This window comes from Massilia consociata (assembly GCF_042432755.1).
GTDB classification, from domain to species: Bacteria; Pseudomonadota; Gammaproteobacteria; order Burkholderiales; family Burkholderiaceae_D; genus Telluria; species Telluria consociata.
The window spans coordinates 14680-31576 of the sequence record NZ_JBHLWP010000006.1 but is presented as its reverse complement, the minus strand read 5'-3'; the positions used below and the strand labels follow the sequence as shown (position 1 = coordinate 31576).

The window sequence follows — 16897 nt, the reverse complement described above, 5'->3', positions numbered from 1 at the left end:
GAAAGGATCGACATGACGACAGTAGCCGCAGTACAGATGGTTTCCACCCCACAGGTAGCGGACAACCTGGCGACGGCGCGCCGGCTGGTAGCGCAAGCGGCCGGCGAAGGTGCGCAACTGGTCGCGCTGCCCGAATACTGGCCGATCATGGGCATGAGCGACAGCGACAAGGTGGCGCATGCCGAGCGGCAGGGCAGCGGCCCGATCCAGGATTGCATGGCGGAGCTGGCGCGCGAGCACGGCATCTGGCTGGTCGGGGGCACCCTGCCGCTGGTGTCGCCCGACGCGGGCAAGGTGCTCAATACCACCCTGGTATACGACCCGCAGGGCCGGGAGGTCAGCCGCTACGACAAGATCCACCTGTTCGGCTTCAACAAGGGCAGCGAATCCTACGACGAGGCGCGCACCATCGTGCCGGGGGAAAGCGTGGGCAGTTTCGAAGCGCCGTTCGGCCGCGTCGGCCTGTCGGTATGCTACGACCTGCGCTTCCCGGAGCTGTACCGCGCGATGGGCGAGTGCGCCCTGATCGTGGTGCCGGCCGCGTTCACCCACACGACCGGCCTGGCGCACTGGGAAGTGCTGCTGCGCGCCCGCGCCATCGAGAACCAGTGCTACGTGCTGGCCTCGGCCCAGGGCGGCACGCACGTCAATGGCCGCCGCACTTTCGGGCACAGCATGCTGATTGATCCCTGGGGCGAGGTGAAGGCCGTGCTGCGCGAAGGCGAGGGCGTCATCAGCGGCCAGCTCGACGCGGCTTTCCTGGCCGGGGTGCGCGAGAGCCTGCCGGCACTGCGGCATCGCAAGCTGTAGCTAAAAAGTAGGGTCAGAGTCGAATTATTCGCCAAGAGCTCAGCGGTAAATAACGCTGAGCTTTTTTCTTCATTCGATCAAGTTCCAAAAAGACCGTACCAAACAAATTGACTCTGACCCTGATTGTTGGGTGGGTGCTGCGGAGCTGCCATGTGTCCGGTACGATGCAGCCGGATATGGCACAATGCCTTTTCCATAGGAAGACCGAACGCAAAATGAAACCATTCGAACCGAACCTTTCCTCCCTGGCTGTCGCACGCGACGTGCTGTTGACGCCTTTCGGCCTCGACGAGGACAAGCTCCTCAAAGCGCTGGGATCGATGTTCACGCACAAGGTCGACTACGCCGACCTGTATTTCCAGTTCACCAAGAGCGAAGGCTGGAGCCTCGAAGAGGGCATCGTCAAGACCGGCAGCTTCTCGATCGACCAGGGCGTCGGCGTGCGCGCCGTCTCGGGCGACCGCACCGCCTTTTCGTATTCCGACGATATTTCCGAAGCGGCGCTGCTGGACGCGGCAGCCGCTACCCGTACGATCGCACGCGCCGGCGCCGGCAAGGTGAAGATCGCCACCGCGGCGCGCCCGACCGGCGGCCGCTCGCTGTACCTGCCGCACGATCCGCTGGCTTCGCTCGACGCTACCGAGAAGGTGCGCCTGCTCGAACGCGTCGAGAAGATGGCGCGCGCCAAGGACCCGCGCGTGGTGCAGGTCATGGCGGGCCTGGCCGGCGAATACGACGTGGTGCTGGTGGTGCGCAGCGACGGCGTGCTGGCGGCCGACATCCGTCCGCTGGTGCGCGTGTCCGTGACCGTCATCGCCGAGCAGAACGGCCGGCGCGAAGTCGGCTCGTCCGGCGGCGGTGGCCGTTACGACTACGGCTATTTCAGCGACGAGCTGCTCGACCGCTATGCAACCGAGGCGGTCAAGTCGGCCTGCGTCAACCTGGAAGCGCGCCCGGCGCCGGCCGGCCCCATGACCATCGTGCTCGGCCCGGGCTGGCCCGGCGTGCTGCTGCACGAGGCGGTGGGCCATGGCCTGGAAGGCGACTTCAACCGCAAGGGCTCGTCGGCCTACGCCGGCCGCATCGGCGAACGCGTGGCCGCCAAGGGCGTCACCGTGGTCGACGACGGCACCCTGCAGGACCGCCGCGGCTCGCTGAACATGGACGACGAAGGCAACCCGACCCAGTGCACGACCTTGATCGAGGACGGCATCCTGAAGGGCTATATCCAGGACACGATGAACGCGCGCCTGATGAAGATGCCGGTCACCGGCAACGCGCGCCGGGAGTCCTTTGCCCACCTGCCGATGCCGCGCATGACCAACACCTACATGCTGGCCGGCGACAAGGATCCGGAAGAAATCCTGGCCTCGGTGAAGAACGGCCTGTACGCGGTGAACTTCGGCGGTGGCCAGGTCGACATCACCAACGGCAAGTTCGTGTTCTCGGCCAGCGAAGCCTACATGATCGAGAACGGCAAGATCAGCTACCCGGTCAAGGGCGCGACCCTGATCGGCAACGGTCCGGAAGTGATGAACAACATCTCGATGATCGGCAACGACATGCGCCTGGACTCGGGCGTGGGCGTATGCGGCAAGGAAGGCCAGAGCGTGCCGGTGGGCGTCGGCCAGCCGACCCTGCGCATCGATGGCGTGACCGTCGGCGGCACGGCCTGAACTTCGGCCTGACATTCGGCCTGCCGCGCCACTAGCGGTGTAATTAGCGGCGCAATCACTGTTACCCCAACGCCCGGCGCAAGCCGGGCGTTGTCATTTCCGCGACCGTTATTCCAGCGCCGCTAATTGAAGCGGTAGTTCACGCGCATATAGACCGTCAGGCCGAGCGGGTCGGTGTAGCGGGGGTCGTAGCCGAGCTGGAAGTTGGTGACCTGGTTGGTGAACGGCGGCTCCTCGTCGAACAGGTTCTTGACGCCCGCCGTGAACTCGGCCTTCTTGTTGCCCGTATAGGTGGTCGACAGCGACCAGGTCGAGTAATGCTTCACCTTGTTGAAGAACTCGGGGGCCACCGCCGTGTTCTGGTCGGTGTAGTGCGACATGTAACGGTTGGCCAGGTTGAAGCTCCAGTCGCCGCGCGTCAGGCTGAAGAGCAGGTTGTGGCGCCAGCGGAACACGGGCGTGGCATCGGCGTAGCGCCCGGCATTCTGCGTGAACGGCCCGCCCGGCTCGTTCTGGTAGTCGTACTTGTTGACGTAGGTGCCGTCGAGGTTGACGCTGAAGTTGCCGAAGCGCGTACGCGGCATCCGGTAGGCCAGCGACAGGTCGAGGCCGCGCGTCTTGACTTCGCCGAGGTTGTCGGTGATGGCCAGCACGTAGAGCAGGTTGGTGCCGGCCGGGTCGTAGACGAACAGGTCGCGGTACTTGGCAAAGTTGCCGAACAGGGTCTGCTCGGCCAGCGCATTGATCTGGTCTTTCAGGCGGATGTCCCAGTAATCGAGCGACAGCGTCAGGTTCTGCAGCGGTTCGAAGACCACGCCGGCGCTGTAGGTGCGCGAGCGTTCCGGGGACAGATCGGGGTTGCCGCCCTGGCGCACCAGTTGCTGCTGGCCGCAGGCAACGTTCGGGTTGGCGCCAGGCGCCGGTACGCCGTTCGGGCACAGCAGCGGATCGTCATACGTGTCGGAACTGTTGGTGGTCGATTGCGGGCCGTAGAGGTCGAACAGCGTCGGGGCGCGGAAGCCCCTGTTGAAGGAGCCGCGCACCAGCAGCTGCCGGGTCGGCTGCCAGCGCAGCGCCACCTTCGGATTGAAACTGCCGCCGACGTCGCTGTAGTGGTCGTAGCGCGCGGCGAAGTTGAGCTCGAGGTTCTTGATGACCGGGACGTTCACTTCGCTGAAGACGGCCCAGATGCTGCGTGCGCCGGACTGGTCCTGCGCATCGGCGTAGCCGGAACTGGAGGCCTGCGAGGCCAGTTCGCGGTTGACGAAGTACTTGGCGCGGTCGCGCCGGAACTCGGCGCCGATCGCAAAGCCGAGCGGGCCGCCGGGCAGCGTCATCAATTCGCGGCTGGCGCGCGCATCGACCGCGGCGCTGTGGATGCGCGCGTGCAGGTATTCGCCCGACAGGATGGAGTTGTTCAGGTAGGCGGTGCCTTCCGGGTTCTGCGGGCCGAACGGGTTCAGGATGCCGGCGCCGACGCCGTCGATGATGCGCTGGTCGACGACGTAGCCGCCGTTGAAGACACTGCGCGCCTTGCCCAGCGAGTACGAGACCGAGGTGTTGTAGTCCCAGCCGGCCAGGGTGCCTTCGAGGCCGGCCAGCAGGCGGTCGGTGATGCTGGCGTCGAAGGTGTTGCGCCGACCTGTTTCCAGCGGCCGCCAGGAGATGTCGAGCGGCTCGCCGGTCAGGCCGGGGAAGGCCGGCACGATGCCGTTGCCGGGATAATAGGGGCTGGCGCCCGTCATGATCACGCCGATGTTGGACAGTGGAGGCGGCGCCACCTGGGACACGGTGGTGCTGCGCCCGTGCACGAATTCCAGGCTGCCGGTGTGCTCGCCGAACTTCCTGTTGAGCCTGGCCATGGCGCTGAACTGGCGCGTCTTGGGAATGTTGTCGACGTAGCGCGTGTAGTCGAAGGCGCACAGCGGCGCCCCCTCCAGCGGCACGGACTCGGGCGGTTGGCAGGCCGGGTAGGCCGGGTTGCCGCTGACGCCGAGGTCGGAGAAGAAATTGGCGGGGAAGGTCGTGCCGCTGACTTCGAACATCCCGTGCTCGGGACGGATGCCGCTGTTCGAGAAGCTGCGCTCGGTCGAGCGCAGCGCGCTCTGCTGGTGCCAGTCGATGACGCCCCACATGCTCAGGCCGTCGCGCTCGAGGTCGCCCCAGCCGCCCGACAGGTTCACGCGCTGCTCGCTGCCGCCGCCCTGGCGCCAGGGCTCGTAGCCTTCGAAGGCGATTGCCGCGCCCTCGACCGAACGCTTGGTGATGAAGTTGATCACGCCGCCGATGGCGTCGGTGCCGTAGATGGCGGAGGCGCCATCGCGCAGCACTTCGACGCGCTCGAGCGCCGCCACCGGGATGATGTTGAGGTCGACGGTATCGGCGAAATACGGGTGGTTCGCCAGCCGCCGGCCGTTGAGCAGCACCAGGGTCTTGTCGCCGCCCAGGCCGCGCAGGTCGGCGGTGGCGCGCCCACCGGTGCCGGCCCCGACCGCCGACGACGACACCGTCGAGGTCTGGTTCATCGGTATCGCATTGAGCACTTCCTGCGCCGTCGCCAGGCCCTGCTTGGCGAAGTCGGCCGCGCGGATCGTCGTGATCGGCAGCGAGGTTTCCGCCGCCAGGCGCCGGATCGACGAACCGGTGATCTCGACACGCTGCATCGGCGCCGTGCTGGGTGTCGGCGGCGGCTGCAGCCCGGGCGGCGAGGTCTGGGCCAGGAGCGGCTGGGCGCACAGCACGAGGCCGGCGGCCGAACCGCCGGCGAACAGCCGGCGCAGGGTGCGGGACAGGGTGGTTTCGGTCATGTTCGGCTCCAGGTCGTGGCACAGGCGGGTGGCACGGAAGATGTACGGGAAGACGTGCGCAGCCGCCCTCCCTGCGGGTGCAGGGAGGGCGGCTGTGGCGCGGCGTGGGTCGCGCCGGCCCGGACGGCGTCAGAAGGTGTAGCGCGCTCCCAGGGTGGCGAAGCGGCCGATGGCGCCGTAGTAGTCGAGCGGGTTGTACGACACCGCGCCGTAGGTGAGCGGGTCGAGCGGCGCACGCTTGTCGAACAGGTTCTGGATCGAGCCGAAGATCTCCCAGCGCTGCTGCGGCTTCCAGCGGAAGGTCAGGTCGACTGTCGTGAACGAGGCCAGTTCGCAATCGGTCGGCGCATCGTTACCGTTGGCGAAGTGGGTGGCGCAGCCGGCCGGATCGTTCTTGAACAACGTGTTGTCGATGCGTCCACGGTAGTTCACGTTGGCCGACACGCGCCAGTTGCTGCGCTCCCAGGTGGCGCGCAGGTTGGCCTTGTGGTCGGGCGTGCCGACGCAGTTGGTCACGTCGCAGTTGCCGTGGGTGCCTGCGTAGTCGCGCGTGCTGCCGTCCTGTTCGGTACGCTCCCATTTGTCGAGGAAGGTGTACTTGGCGTCGAACACCAGGTTGCCGTACCCGCCCGGCAGCGGGAAGCTCTGGCGCGCATCGAGGTCGATACCGCGTACCTTGGTGCTGGCCGAGTTGACGTAGCGCGCCAGTACGGCGGTGATGGCGCCCGGGTCGCCCGGGATTCCCGGGTCGGCCGTGGTCGGGTCACGCGCCACGCTGCCGGCGGCAATTGCCGCATCGAGCTGCTCCTGGTTGATTTCGTTCTTGCGCTTGATCTGCCAGAAGTCGAGCGAGATGCTGGTGCGCGGCAGCGGGTCCCAGATCACGCCGACGTTCCAGCTCTTGGAGCGCTCCGGGCTCAGGGCCGGGTTGGGCGAGGTGATGACGGCGACCGAGGCCGTGCTGCAGGTGCCGGGTACGCCCAGGGCGCAGCGCAGCGGGTCGCTGGCAGTGGCGAACGCGGCCAGGCCGCCGACGCCGTTCTCGGCCGGGCTGGGGGCGCGGAAGCCGCGGGCGAAAGTCGAGCGCAGCGCGAAGTTGCGCACCGGGGTCCATTTGATGCCGGCCTTCGGCGTCCACGCATCGCCGACGTCGGTGAAATGGTCGTAGCGCATGGCGCCGGTCAGTTCGACGCCGGGCCACACCGGCGCCAGCACCTCTCCGTACAGGGCGGCCACGTTGCGCTGGCCGTTGTAGGCCGAGTAGCCGAGGCCGATGATGTTGCCGCGCTCGGTGCCCGTGGTCGGTTCCAGTTCGGCCGATTCGTGGCGGAACTCGGCGCCCACCGCGACCCCGAGCGCACCGCCGGCCAGCTTGCCGAACTCGCGCGTGGCCTTGAAGTCGAGCTGGGCGATCTCGGTATGGGCGTCGTTCTCGATCTGCGGCGACAATGCGGCGTAGACCGCCGGCGAGTTCAGGCCCGCGTTCTCGGCGATGCGCCAGTAGGTGCCCGGCGGCAGCGCGCGGTAGCCGGGGCTGTTCGCGATGGCCGCCGTGACGTTGGCCGGGCTCGGGTCGAGCAGGGCGAAGGTGGCGTCGCGCGCGAGGTAGCCGTTGCGCTCGTTCTTCACGTTGCTGCGCGAATAGAGCAGCGAGCCGTCCCATTCCCAGCCGGCCATTTCGCCGCGCAGGCCGAACAGGGCGCGCGTAAATAGCGATTCGATGTCGGAACGGCGCGGCCCGACGTCGGCGGCGAGGTAGCGCAACCGTGCCGGGGTGCCGAAGTACGGGTTGTCGGGATGGGTGGCGCCGAACTGCACGCCGGCGTTGCTGACCGGGCCGCCCGGATAGCCAACCGATCCGCTGATCGTGGACGGCGTGGCGGACGACTGCGTCAGGTTGGTGTACAGATTGAGTTCGCCGTATGCCTCGAGCCCGGGCCGCACCTGCGCGGTGCCGCGGCCGAACAGGGATACGTACTCGGTCTTGGGCTGGATCTGGCTGTACAGGAAGGCGGCGTCGACCAGGCAGCCGCCGCCCGGGTCGCCCTGCGGGTGATTGGTGAAGTTGCCGCAGGCCGCGCCCGGGAAGGTGCGGGTGAAGCCCTCCCCGGCCAGGTTGCCGCGGTTGTAGTAGTTGAACGTATTCGGGTTGCGCACGTTGCCGTTGATGGCGCTGCCCGCGGCATTGTTGCCGACGATCGCGCCGGTGCCGCCCAGCGCTTCCTGGGCCGAGAAGCCCCAGGGCCGCAGGTCGTTCTTGCCGATCCAGCCGCGGTTGCCGCGTTCGCGGTTGAAGATGGCGTCGGTGCGCTTGTATTCGAAGTTCAGCAGCACGTTGTAGCGGTCGGCATCGAGGTCGCCCTTGCCCCAGGTGAGGGCAACGTTGTGGTGCTGGCCGTCGCCGGCTTCGCCGGTGCCGACCATGGCGCGCGCCGTGGTGCCCTGGAAATCGCGTCGCAGGATGATGTTGACCACGCCGGCGATCGCATCGGAGCCGTAGATCGCCGAGGCGCCGTCCTTCAGGATCTCGACGCGCTCGACGGCATCGGTCGGGATCACGTTGAGGTCGGCGAACACCTTCTGGCCGTCGTCGGCCAGGCCGTAGGGCGCCATGCGGCGGCCGTTGAGCAGGACCAGCGTCGAGGCGGTACCAAGCCCGCGCAGCGAGATGCCGGAGGCGCCGGCGGCGAAGCCGCTGCCGAAATTGACCGGTACCGAGCCCTGGTTGTCGACGGCGAGCGTCTGCAGGAATTCGGCCACGGTGGTCTTGCCCGAACGTTCGATGTCGGCGCGGTTCACGGTCAGCACCGACGAGGCGGTTTCGGCCTGCGCGCGCCGGATGTTCGAGCCGGTGATCTCGACACGTGCGATGGGTTTCGGCGCCGCTTCCTGCGCCAGCACTTCGGGCGGTATGGCCATCAAGGCCAGGCCGACGGCGCCGCCGCCGGCGAAGATGCGCCGTACGGCGCGGGAGAGCTGGGTTTCAGTCATGTCCGGACTCCATTGGTTGGGTTGTTCCCACTGCGTGCGTCTTCTTGATCCCGATCAAATGCCTACGAGACTTTTCTTACGAGAAAACAAGATGAAGACGGAACAGTCGGGGCTTGAGACGACTTTTGCACCGATCAATGAACGGCGACTGATCCTGATCAAGGTGTGCAAAAAGGGACCGAACCCCTGTAGGATTCCCGCAACCGCTCGCCAAATCCGTTGGCTGCAAGTGGCAGGCGGTGTGGCGAGGCGTCCACGGCCAATGTGCCCGGACAAAAGGCTTGCCAATGTTCATGCAATGGCGTTATAGTCAATCGGACATGGCCAATCACGGCCAGACGGACCTTTCATGCGCCAGCACGTTTTCTTTACCTGCTATTTTTACTTTAGCCATTCCAGCCCTCAGGCGGTGGAGTAGCGGCAGGTTCACGCGAGATTCAAGAACAGTCCGACGCAATCCAGACAAACCGCCAGCGATGGCGGTTTTTTGTTTTCCAGCCCCAGCCAAACACGATACGGAGTACAGCATGCCTCGCACCGACGACTTACGCATCCGCGAAATGAAGGAACTGACGCCGCCCTCGCACCTGATCCGCGAGTTCCCGGTGACCCCGGCGGCGGAGCAGACCGCGGCAAACGCGCGCGTGGCCCTGCACCGCATCCTGCACGGCCAGGACGACCGCGTGATGGTGGTGGTCGGCCCGTGCTCGATCCACGACCCCAAGGCGGCGCTCGAGTATGCGCGCGGCCTGGCGGTGCAGCGCGAGCGCTTCAAGGGCGAGCTCGAGATCATCATGCGCGTGTACTTCGAGAAGCCGCGCACCACGGTCGGCTGGAAGGGCATGATCAACGATCCGTACATGGACAACAGCTTCCGCATCAACGACGGCTTGCGCATGGCTCGCGAGCTGCTGCGCGACATCAACGAGCTGGGCCTGCCTGCCGGCACCGAGTTCCTCGACGTGATCAGCCCGCAGTACATCGCCGACCTGGTGAGCTGGGGCGCGATCGGGGCCCGCACCACGGAGTCGCAGGTGCACCGCGAGCTCGCGTCCGGCCTGTCGTGTCCGGTCGGCTTCAAGAACGGTACCGACGGCAACATCAAGATCGCAGCCGATGCGATCAAGGCATCGTCGCAGCCGCACCACTTCCTGTCGGTGACCAAGGGCGGACATTCGGCGATCGTATCGACGTCCGGCAACGAGGACTGCCACATCATCCTGCGCGGCGGCAAGGCCCCGAACTACGACGCGCTCAGCGTCGAGGAAGCCTGCAAGCAACTGGCGGCCAACGGCCTGGCCAGCCGCCTGATGATCGACGCCTCGCACGCCAACAGCAGCAAGAACCCGCAGAACCAGGTGCCGGTGTGCGCCGACATCGCGGCCCAGATCGCGGCCGGGGACGACCGCATCGTCGGCGTGATGATCGAGTCGCACCTGGTGGGCGGCAGGCAGGACCTGGTGCCGGGCAAGGAGCTGACCTATGGCCAGTCGGTGACCGACGGCTGCATCGATTGGGAAACCAGCATCGGCGTGCTGGACGGGCTGGCGGCCGCGGTGCGGCAGCGCAGGCTGCGGCAGGAGTGAAGATGTCCGCGCCTCCCGGCGTGGATCGGCAATAAAAAACGGCGCACTCGATGAGTGCGCCGTTTTTATTTGACTCGCCGGATTAGAACTTGGCGGTCAGGTTCAGGAAGATATGACGGCCCATGGCGTCATACACCTGCGGGTAGGTGTTGCCGTTGCCGAACACCGCGGCCACGACACCGGTCACCGGCGGATCCCGGTCCAGCGCGTTGTTCATGCCCACGCGCAGGGTCAGGTTCTTGTTCATCGCCCACTGGCCCACCAGGTCCAGGTAGTCGCGTGCCGCCAGGCGTTCGTCAGCCGGTTCGAAGTCGGTGGCCAGCAGCGGATTGTCGCTGGTGGCGTCGAGCTTGACCGAATTGATGTGGCGCCAGGTCACGCCCAGCTCCAGGCCGCGCCATGGCGTGGCCCAGACGGCGCGCACCTTGTGGCGCCACTTCGGCAGCGGGGTGCCGCAGGCGGTGCCGTGCAGGCCGGCGCAGTCGTACTCGCCCGAACCCGGGAAGTCCTCGGCCTTGAATTCCTTCAGGTAGGTGCCGATGAAGGACAGGTCGAGGCCGCCGTATCCGCCCATCTTGAAGCCGTAGTTCGCGCCCAGGTCGAGGCCCTTGGTCGAGTTCATGCCCAGGTTCTGGTTGGTCGCGACGATGCGGCCGGCCGGCAGCGCCCACAGGGTACCCAGGCGGTCACGCTGGATCAGGGAGCAGAACGTCGGATCGCCGGTCTGGAGGCACTGGGTCAGGGTGGTCGAGGCCGGCAGGCCGCCGATCGTGCCCTCGACCTTCATGTCGAACGCGTCGATGGTCAGGCTCAGGTTGCGCATCGGGGTCAGCACCAGGCCCAGGGTGAACGAGTCCGACTCTTCCGGCGCCAGGTTGGCGTTGCCGCCGACGATCTGGTTGTACTGCTGCGCCGGGCTGTCTTCGATGCGGCCGTACTGTGCCTGCGTCACGCCGGTAAGGGCGCACTGGGTGAACGAAGCGGTCGGGTTGGCACCGGCGCACGGGTCGTTGGCCATGCCGAACAGCGCCAGGCCCTGCGGCGTGAACAGTTCGACCACGTTGGCGGCACGCGCCGCGCGCTGGTAGCTGAAGCGCACCTTGGCTGCCTGCACCGGCGACCATTCGGCGCCGAAGCCGTACGAGCTGGTCTTCTGGCCGGTCGAGTAGTCCGACTTGCGGTAGGAACCGGTCAGGGTCAGCGAGTCGGCGAACGTCAGCTTCTCGAGCACCGGGATGCGCGCTTCGGCGTAGTAGTCGCGTACGCTGAACTGGCCGGCCACGCCCAGGGTCGGGCCGCCCTGGCCGGCCAAGTCGCCGGTCTCGAAGGCGGTGTCGGTGGCCAGGTCGAGCTTCTCGGTGCGGTGTTCCCAGCCGAATGCAAGGCCGACGCCGCGGCTGGAGGTCGGCAGCTTGATGCCGTATTCGCCCAGGTCGGTCGACAGGTTAATGCCCTGCACGGTCTGCGAGGTGCTGCCCTTCTGGAAGCCCGGGGTCTGCAGGTATTTCAGTGCTTCCGGCGTCACCGCTCCCAGCGCCCAGATGTTGTACGGGACGCAGTTCGGATCGGTGCCGTCGACGACGCTCTGGCAGACCGGCTGGCCGTTGGCGCCGGTGACGACGTTCAATGCGCGGCCGATACGCTGGTTCGAGAAGTCGTTGAAGTAGGTTTCCGAATACAGTACCTTGCCGGCTTGCAGGAAGGCGTCGTAGTTCCAGTTGCCGATGTCGCCCTTGATGCCGATCACGCCGCGGTACGAGGTGTGGCGCTGGTCGTCCTGGCGGCCGCCGCCTTCCACGTTGCGGCGGAAGATGATGGCCTCGGCGGTGTCGCCCGGCGCGTTCAGGCCGAGGTCGCGGCGCCAGGCCGGGCTCAGGAACGGGTTCTCGAAGCGGATTGCGTTCGCGCCCGAGGCGTCGAAACCGAACAGGCCGGAAGGGGCGATCTGCGCGACGGTGTGGTCGTCGTGGAAGCTGGCCTCGGTGTACAGGCGGGCGTTCTCGTTGATGTCGAAGTGGGTGAAGCTGCTGAAGGTGTAGCGCTCCGACGGACGGCGGAAGTAGTTCAGCGGACCGTAGTTGTACTGGTCGGTGGCCGCGACGTACGGACGGGTATTGCCGGCCGCATCGGCGACGGTGCGCTGGCCGGCGTCGGTGAAGAAGCGGCCCGGGAAGCTGGTGCCCGAACCGCCGCAGTTGAAGGTGTTGCCCGAGCTGAAGCCGTCCAGCGAGCAGGACGTGAAGTCGCGCTGCGACTGCAGCAGCGGGTCTTCCTTCTTGTAGCCGAAGAAAGCGACCGCGTTGCCGCGGCCGTCGGCGAAGTTACCGCCCAACAGCAGGTTGGCGTCCTTGATCTTGCCGTCGGCGCCGATATCGCCCGGGACCGGGAAGTTGCGGCGCTGGGCCGCCTGGGCTGCCGGGCCGCCTTTCTGCTCATGGTTGTAGAACGCGTAGTTGGTTTCCAGCTGCACGCCCTGGAAATTGTCGTTCATGATGAAGTTGACCACACCCGCGACCGCGTCCGAGCCGTAGATGGCCGAGGCGCCGCCGGTCAGCACTTCGACGCGCTTGATCAGCGCTGCCGGAATCTGGTTCAGGTCGGCCGCGGTGTTGCGCGGCGAGCCTGCCGGCAGGCGGCGGCCGTTGACCAGCACCAGGGTGCGGTCGGCGCCGAAGTTGCGCAGGTTGACGGTTGCGGTGCCGGACGAGCCGTTCGAGATCGAACCGCCCTGGTCGGCGAACACCTGCGGCAGGTTGTTCAGCAGGTTTTCCACCGAACGCGTGCCTTCCAGCTTGATGTCCTTGGCGCCGACCACGGTCACCGGGCTGACGCTTTCCAGGTTGGCGGTCGCGATGCGCGAACCGGTCACTTCCACGCGCTGCAGTTGCTGGCCTTCGCCGGAGGCGGCTTGCTGCGCGTCCTGCGCATAGGCGGAGGCGGCAAATGCCATGCCGCCCGCGAACATCAATCGTACCGAACGGGACAATACTGTTTCAACCATCATGTCGAGATTCCCAGGTAGGCTCTGCGGTTCTTTTTTTGGCGTCGACCGCAAAGATGATTCAATCACACTGCCATCGCTTGTATAGACGGCATCTTTTCCTGCTCGGCAATAAAAACATTTCTGTACTTACATTGTCAATTGTAAATATTAGGCAAGATAAAAAAACAACTCTTGCGCGGACATATTTACAAAATCTGCCAATTAAGTTATGGAATGGAAATAAAATGGAATAGACGGGTGTAGCCACGCCCACCTGCCGGGCAGCGGCAATATGCGCTATCGTTACGCCTCTTCGTCCGCCCGCCGACAACCTCGACCCGGGCTGTGCATGCGGTGCATATCTTCAGGAGTTCCATGCTTAGCTTTATCCTGCGGCGGCTGTGGCAGATGCTGCCGACCATGCTCGGGGTGGTGGTGCTGGTGTTCGTGCTGTTCAACTGGGTCGGCGGCGACCCGGCTTACCTGCTGGCGGGGAAGATGGCCGACACCGCCGCCATCGAGAACATCCGGCGCCAGCTCGGCACCGACCAGCCATATACTGTCCAGTTATGGATCTTCATCAAGCAGATCCTGAGCTTCGACTTCGGCAATGCATGGAGCACGGGCGAGCCGGTGTCGCAGATCCTTTCCAGCCGCCTGGGCCCGTCGCTGACGGTGCTGGTGCCGCTCACCATCCTGGAAACCCTGTTCGGCATCGCGCTGGCCCTGGCCATCGCTTTCGTGCGCGGCTCGCTGACCGACCGCGCCGTGATGGTCGCGTGCACGGTCGGGATGTCGATCTCGATCCTGGTCTACATCATCGTGTTCCAGTACGTCTTCGCCTATAAGCTGGGGCTGTTCCCGGTACAGGGCTGGGGTAACGGCCTGGGTGAAAACCTGCTGCGATACGCGCTGCTGCCCATCATCATCGGCCTCGCCGTATCGATCGCGCCGACCCTGCGCCTGTATCGTAGTTTCGTGCTCGACGAAGTGGGGCAGGACTACGTGCGCACCGCGCGCGCCAAGGGCCTGAGCGAGCGCCGCGTGGTCTGGGTGCACGTGCTGCGCAATGCGGCGATCCCGATCATCACGCACGTGATGGCCAACCTGCCGGCGCTCCTGATCGGGGCCTTCCTGCTGGAGCGTTTCTTCGGGATCCCCGGCATCGGGCGCGAAGTCATCCTGGCCGTCGAGCGCAGCGATTTCCCGGTGATCAAGGCGATCACGGTGTACGTGGCCGCGGCCACCATGGTGTTCAATCTGCTGGCCGACCTGCTGTACCAGGCGGTGGACCCGCGCGTGCAACTCAAATAAGCTGGAACAAGGATGCCATGACGACGCATGCCGACTCACCTGGTTCATGGGCGCTCGCCTGGCGCCGCCTGCGCGCCGACCGCATCGCCATGGGCGCGCTGGCCGTGGTGGCGGGCTTTCTCCTGATGGTCGTTCTGTCCGGCGCCGGCCTGGTGGCCGCCGACTGGGAAGAGGAGGTGGCGGTGAATTACGCGCCGCCGACGTTCGTGGGCGCCGACGCTGCCGCGCGCGCGCTCGCCGCGGCCCAGCTGCCGCGCGAGACGCCGCCGAATGCCTTCGACCCGCTGGCCGCCGACCTGGCCGAGCTGAAGGACCAGGTGCGTGCCGCGCACCCGCCCGTCGAGAAGGCGACCACGCTGCCGTTCGGCGCCGACAAATGGGGCCACGATATCGTCAAGAAGACCATCAAGGGCGGCGAGACCTCGATCGTCGTCGGCCTGGTGGCGGCTTTCGTCGCGGTGGCCCTGGGCACGCTGTTCGGGGCGCTGTCGGGCTTCTACGGCGGAATCGTGGACGACCTGTTCAACTGGTTCTACAGCATCTTCACCTCGATCCCCTCGATCCTGATGATCCTGACGGTGGCCGCCGTGCTGCAGCACAAAGGCGTCATGACCATCGTGCTGATCCTCGGCCTGACCGGCTGGACCGGACCCTACCGCCTGATGCGCGCCGAGTACATCAAGCACAAGGCGCGCGAGTACGTGATGGCGGCCGACGCCATCGGGGCCTCCGCCCGGGCCCGCATGTTCGGCCACATCCTGCCCAATGTCTCGCACGTGGCGCTGGTGCAGATGTCGATCCTGGTGGTCGGCTTCATCAAGGCCGAGGTGATCCTTTCTTTTCTCGGCTTCGGCGTGCCGGTCGGCGTGGTGTCGTGGGGCAGCATGCTGAACGAAGCGCAGAACGAGCTCATCCTGGGCAAGTGGTGGCAGCTGGCCGCAGCGGCCGGCGCGATGGCGCTGCTGGTGACGGCGTTCTCGCTGTTCACGGATGCATTGCGCGACGCGCTGGACCCGAAGTTGAAATGAGGTGCGCAGGATGACGGACGAACAGAACATGCTGCTGCAGGTACGCGACCTGCGCATTTCCTTCCGCGTCGACAGGAAGAACACGGTCGAAGCCGTGAAGGGCATCTCCTTCGACGTGCCGGGCAACAGCACGGTGGCGCTGGTGGGCGAATCCGGCAGCGGCAAGTCGGTCAGCTCGCTCGCGGTGATGGGCCTGCTGCCGGCGGAGACCACCATCATCCACCCGGGCTCGCGCGCGCTCTTCGGTGGCCGCGAGCTGCTCGCGCTGCCCTCGGCCGCGCGCCGGGAACTATGCGGCAAGGAGATCGCGATGATCTTCCAGGAACCGATGTCCTCGCTCAACCCGGTGTTCACGGTAGGCTTCCAGATCGGCGAAGTACTGCGCCGGCACATGGGCATGACGAGGAAGCAGGCGCGGGCGCGCACGCTCGAACTGCTGGCCGAAGTCGGCATACCCGATCCCTTGGTGAAGATCGACGCCTACCCGAGCCAGATGTCGGGCGGCCAGCAGCAGCGCGTGATGATCGCGATGGCGATCGCCTGCGAGCCCAGGCTCCTGATCGCGGACGAGCCGACCACGGCGCTCGACGTGACCATCCAGAAAGCCATCATGGAGCTGATCGCGCGCCTGCAGGAGGCGCACCGGATGTCGGTGCTGTTCATCACCCACGACCTCGGGCTGGTGGGCGAGATCGCCGACCGGGTGATCGTGATGCGCCATGGCGAAGTGCGGGAGGAGGGGACGGCTGCCCAGGTGTTTGGCGCCCCGGCCGATGCGTATACCCGTGCCCTGCTGCACTGCCGCCCCAGGCTCGACGAGCGCCCGGTGCGCCTTCCCGTGATCGACGACTACCTCGGCGGCAAAGTGGCGCCGGAGCAGGCGCTGCCGCAGCGCACGCGCGGCAGTGCGCCGGACGATGAACCGGTGCTGGTGGTGCGCAACCTTGCCAAGAGCTTCTGGCTGCGCGACGGCCTGTTCCGGAAACGCGAGTTCAGGGCGGTCAAGGATGTGTCCTTCACCCTGGCGCGCGGCAAGACGCTGGGCGTGGTGGGCGAATCCGGCTCGGGCAAGACCACGGTCGGCCTGACCTTGCTGCGCCTGCACCGCGCCACCGGCGGCAGCGCGCTGTTCGACGGCAAGGACATGTTGACGATGTCCGACCGCGACTACCAGGCCTACAAGCGGCGCATCCAGATCATCTTCCAGAACCCGTACGCGTCGCTCAACCCGCGCTTCACGGTCGGCCAGATCCTGCTCGAGCCGATGCGCATCCACCGCATCGGCGCCGATGACCGCGAGCGCACGGAAATGGCGCATGACCTCCTCGGGCGGGTCGGCCTGCCGGAACAGGCCTTCCACCGCTACCCGCACGAGTTCTCGGGCGGCCAGCGCCAGCGCATCGCCATCGCGCGCTGCCTGACGATGAAGCCGGAGATCCTGGTGTGCGACGAGTCGGTCTCGGCGCTGGACGTGTCGGTGCAGGCCCAGGTGCTGAACCTGCTGCAGGACCTGCAGGACGAATACGGGATGAGCTACATCTTCATCTCGCACGATCTGTCGGTGGTGAAGTACATCGCCGACCAGGTGATGGTGATGCATCACGGCAGCGTGGTCGAGATGGCGGATTCGGACGAACTGTACCGCAATCCGCAGCATGCATATACGCGGACGCTGCTGGCGGCGATCCCGCGCGGCGCATAG

At 66.2% G+C, this 16897-nt stretch carries 10 protein-coding genes; 6 read left to right on the top strand and 4 right to left on the bottom strand.

Going from position 1 to position 16897, the window contains the following annotated elements:
• Window positions 1-12: 12 nt before the first annotated feature.
• Together ACFFJK_RS04305 and tldD are read left to right on the top strand one after the other, a co-directional pair.
• Complete coding sequence (locus ACFFJK_RS04305) at window positions 13-810, top strand: carbon-nitrogen hydrolase family protein (RefSeq protein ID WP_379677885.1); 798 nt, start codon at window positions 13-15, stop codon at window positions 808-810.
• Between the two features lie 215 nt (window positions 811-1025).
• Window positions 1026-2486 carry a metalloprotease TldD gene (tldD, locus tag ACFFJK_RS04300; RefSeq protein ID WP_379677884.1) on the top strand — a complete coding sequence of 487 codons (1461 nt, stop codon included), beginning with the start codon at window positions 1026-1028 and terminating at the stop codon, window positions 2484-2486.
• Between the two features lie 122 nt (window positions 2487-2608).
• Here tldD and ACFFJK_RS04295 read toward each other — a convergent pair whose 3' ends face one another.
• The 3 genes from ACFFJK_RS04295 to ACFFJK_RS04285 all read right to left on the bottom strand — a co-directional run bounded on the left by ACFFJK_RS04295 (window position 2609) and on the right by ACFFJK_RS04285 (window position 8813).
• Complete coding sequence (locus ACFFJK_RS04295; RefSeq protein WP_379677883.1) at window positions 2609-5293, bottom strand: TonB-dependent receptor; 2685 nt, start codon at window positions 5291-5293, stop codon at window positions 2609-2611.
• A 129-nt stretch (window positions 5294-5422) separates the two neighbouring features.
• The gene (locus tag ACFFJK_RS04290; RefSeq protein WP_379677881.1) at window positions 5423-8284 is read right to left on the bottom strand and encodes a TonB-dependent receptor; all 2862 of its coding nucleotides are present in this window, start codon (window positions 8282-8284) and stop codon (window positions 5423-5425) included.
• Window positions 8285-8612: 328 nt separating this feature from the next.
• Window positions 8613-8813, bottom strand: coding sequence for a hypothetical protein (locus ACFFJK_RS04285; protein WP_379677880.1), 201 nt, complete (start codon window positions 8811-8813; stop codon window positions 8613-8615).
• Here ACFFJK_RS04285 and aroG point away from each other — a divergent pair.
• On the top strand, window positions 8812-9870 hold the full coding sequence (gene aroG / locus ACFFJK_RS04280; protein ID WP_379677879.1) for a 3-deoxy-7-phosphoheptulonate synthase AroG: 1059 nt from the start codon (window positions 8812-8814) through the stop codon (window positions 9868-9870). The genes ACFFJK_RS04285 and aroG overlap by 2 nt on opposite strands.
• 82 nt (window positions 9871-9952) lie before the next feature.
• Here aroG and ACFFJK_RS04275 read toward each other — a convergent pair whose 3' ends face one another.
• On the bottom strand, window positions 9953-12820 hold the full coding sequence (locus tag ACFFJK_RS04275; RefSeq protein WP_379677878.1) for a TonB-dependent receptor domain-containing protein: 2868 nt from the start codon (window positions 12818-12820) through the stop codon (window positions 9953-9955).
• Between the two features lie 408 nt (window positions 12821-13228).
• On the opposite strand from ACFFJK_RS04275, the gene ACFFJK_RS04270 reads away from it, so the two are divergent.
• From ACFFJK_RS04270 to ACFFJK_RS04260, 3 genes are read left to right on the top strand one after another with little or no spacing between them, the layout of a single operon-like run.
• Window positions 13229-14167 carry an ABC transporter permease gene (locus ACFFJK_RS04270; RefSeq protein ID WP_379677877.1) on the top strand — a complete coding sequence of 313 codons (939 nt, stop codon included), beginning with the start codon at window positions 13229-13231 and terminating at the stop codon, window positions 14165-14167.
• A 17-nt stretch (window positions 14168-14184) separates the two neighbouring features.
• Window positions 14185-15195 carry an ABC transporter permease gene (locus tag ACFFJK_RS04265; RefSeq protein ID WP_379677876.1) on the top strand — a complete coding sequence of 337 codons (1011 nt, stop codon included), beginning with the start codon at window positions 14185-14187 and terminating at the stop codon, window positions 15193-15195.
• 10 nt (window positions 15196-15205) lie between these two features.
• Window positions 15206-16897: an ABC transporter ATP-binding protein gene (locus ACFFJK_RS04260; RefSeq protein ID WP_379677875.1), complete on the top strand. Its 1692-nt coding sequence runs from the start codon at window positions 15206-15208 to the stop codon at window positions 16895-16897.

Coding starts and splice junctions, on each gene's coding strand:
- ACFFJK_RS04305 (WP_379677885.1), top strand. CDS start 13: ATGACGACAGTAGCCGCAGTACAGATGGTTTCCACCCCACAGGTAGCG.
- ACFFJK_RS04290 (WP_379677881.1), bottom strand. CDS start 8,284: ATGACTGAAACCCAGCTCTCCCGCGCCGTACGGCGCATCTTCGCCGGC.
- ACFFJK_RS04270 (WP_379677877.1), top strand. CDS start 13,229: ATGCTTAGCTTTATCCTGCGGCGGCTGTGGCAGATGCTGCCGACCATG.
- aroG (WP_379677879.1), top strand. CDS start 8,812: ATGCCTCGCACCGACGACTTACGCATCCGCGAAATGAAGGAACTGACG.
- ACFFJK_RS04275 (WP_379677878.1), bottom strand. CDS start 12,820: ATGGCATTTGCCGCCTCCGCCTATGCGCAGGACGCGCAGCAAGCCGCC.
- ACFFJK_RS04295 (WP_379677883.1), bottom strand. CDS start 5,293: ATGACCGAAACCACCCTGTCCCGCACCCTGCGCCGGCTGTTCGCCGGC.
- tldD (WP_379677884.1), top strand. CDS start 1,026: ATGAAACCATTCGAACCGAACCTTTCCTCCCTGGCTGTCGCACGCGAC.
- ACFFJK_RS04265 (WP_379677876.1), top strand. CDS start 14,185: ATGACGACGCATGCCGACTCACCTGGTTCATGGGCGCTCGCCTGGCGC.
- ACFFJK_RS04285 (WP_379677880.1), bottom strand. CDS start 8,813: ATGCTGTACTCCGTATCGTGTTTGGCTGGGGCTGGAAAACAAAAAACC.
- ACFFJK_RS04260 (WP_379677875.1), top strand. CDS start 15,206: ATGACGGACGAACAGAACATGCTGCTGCAGGTACGCGACCTGCGCATT.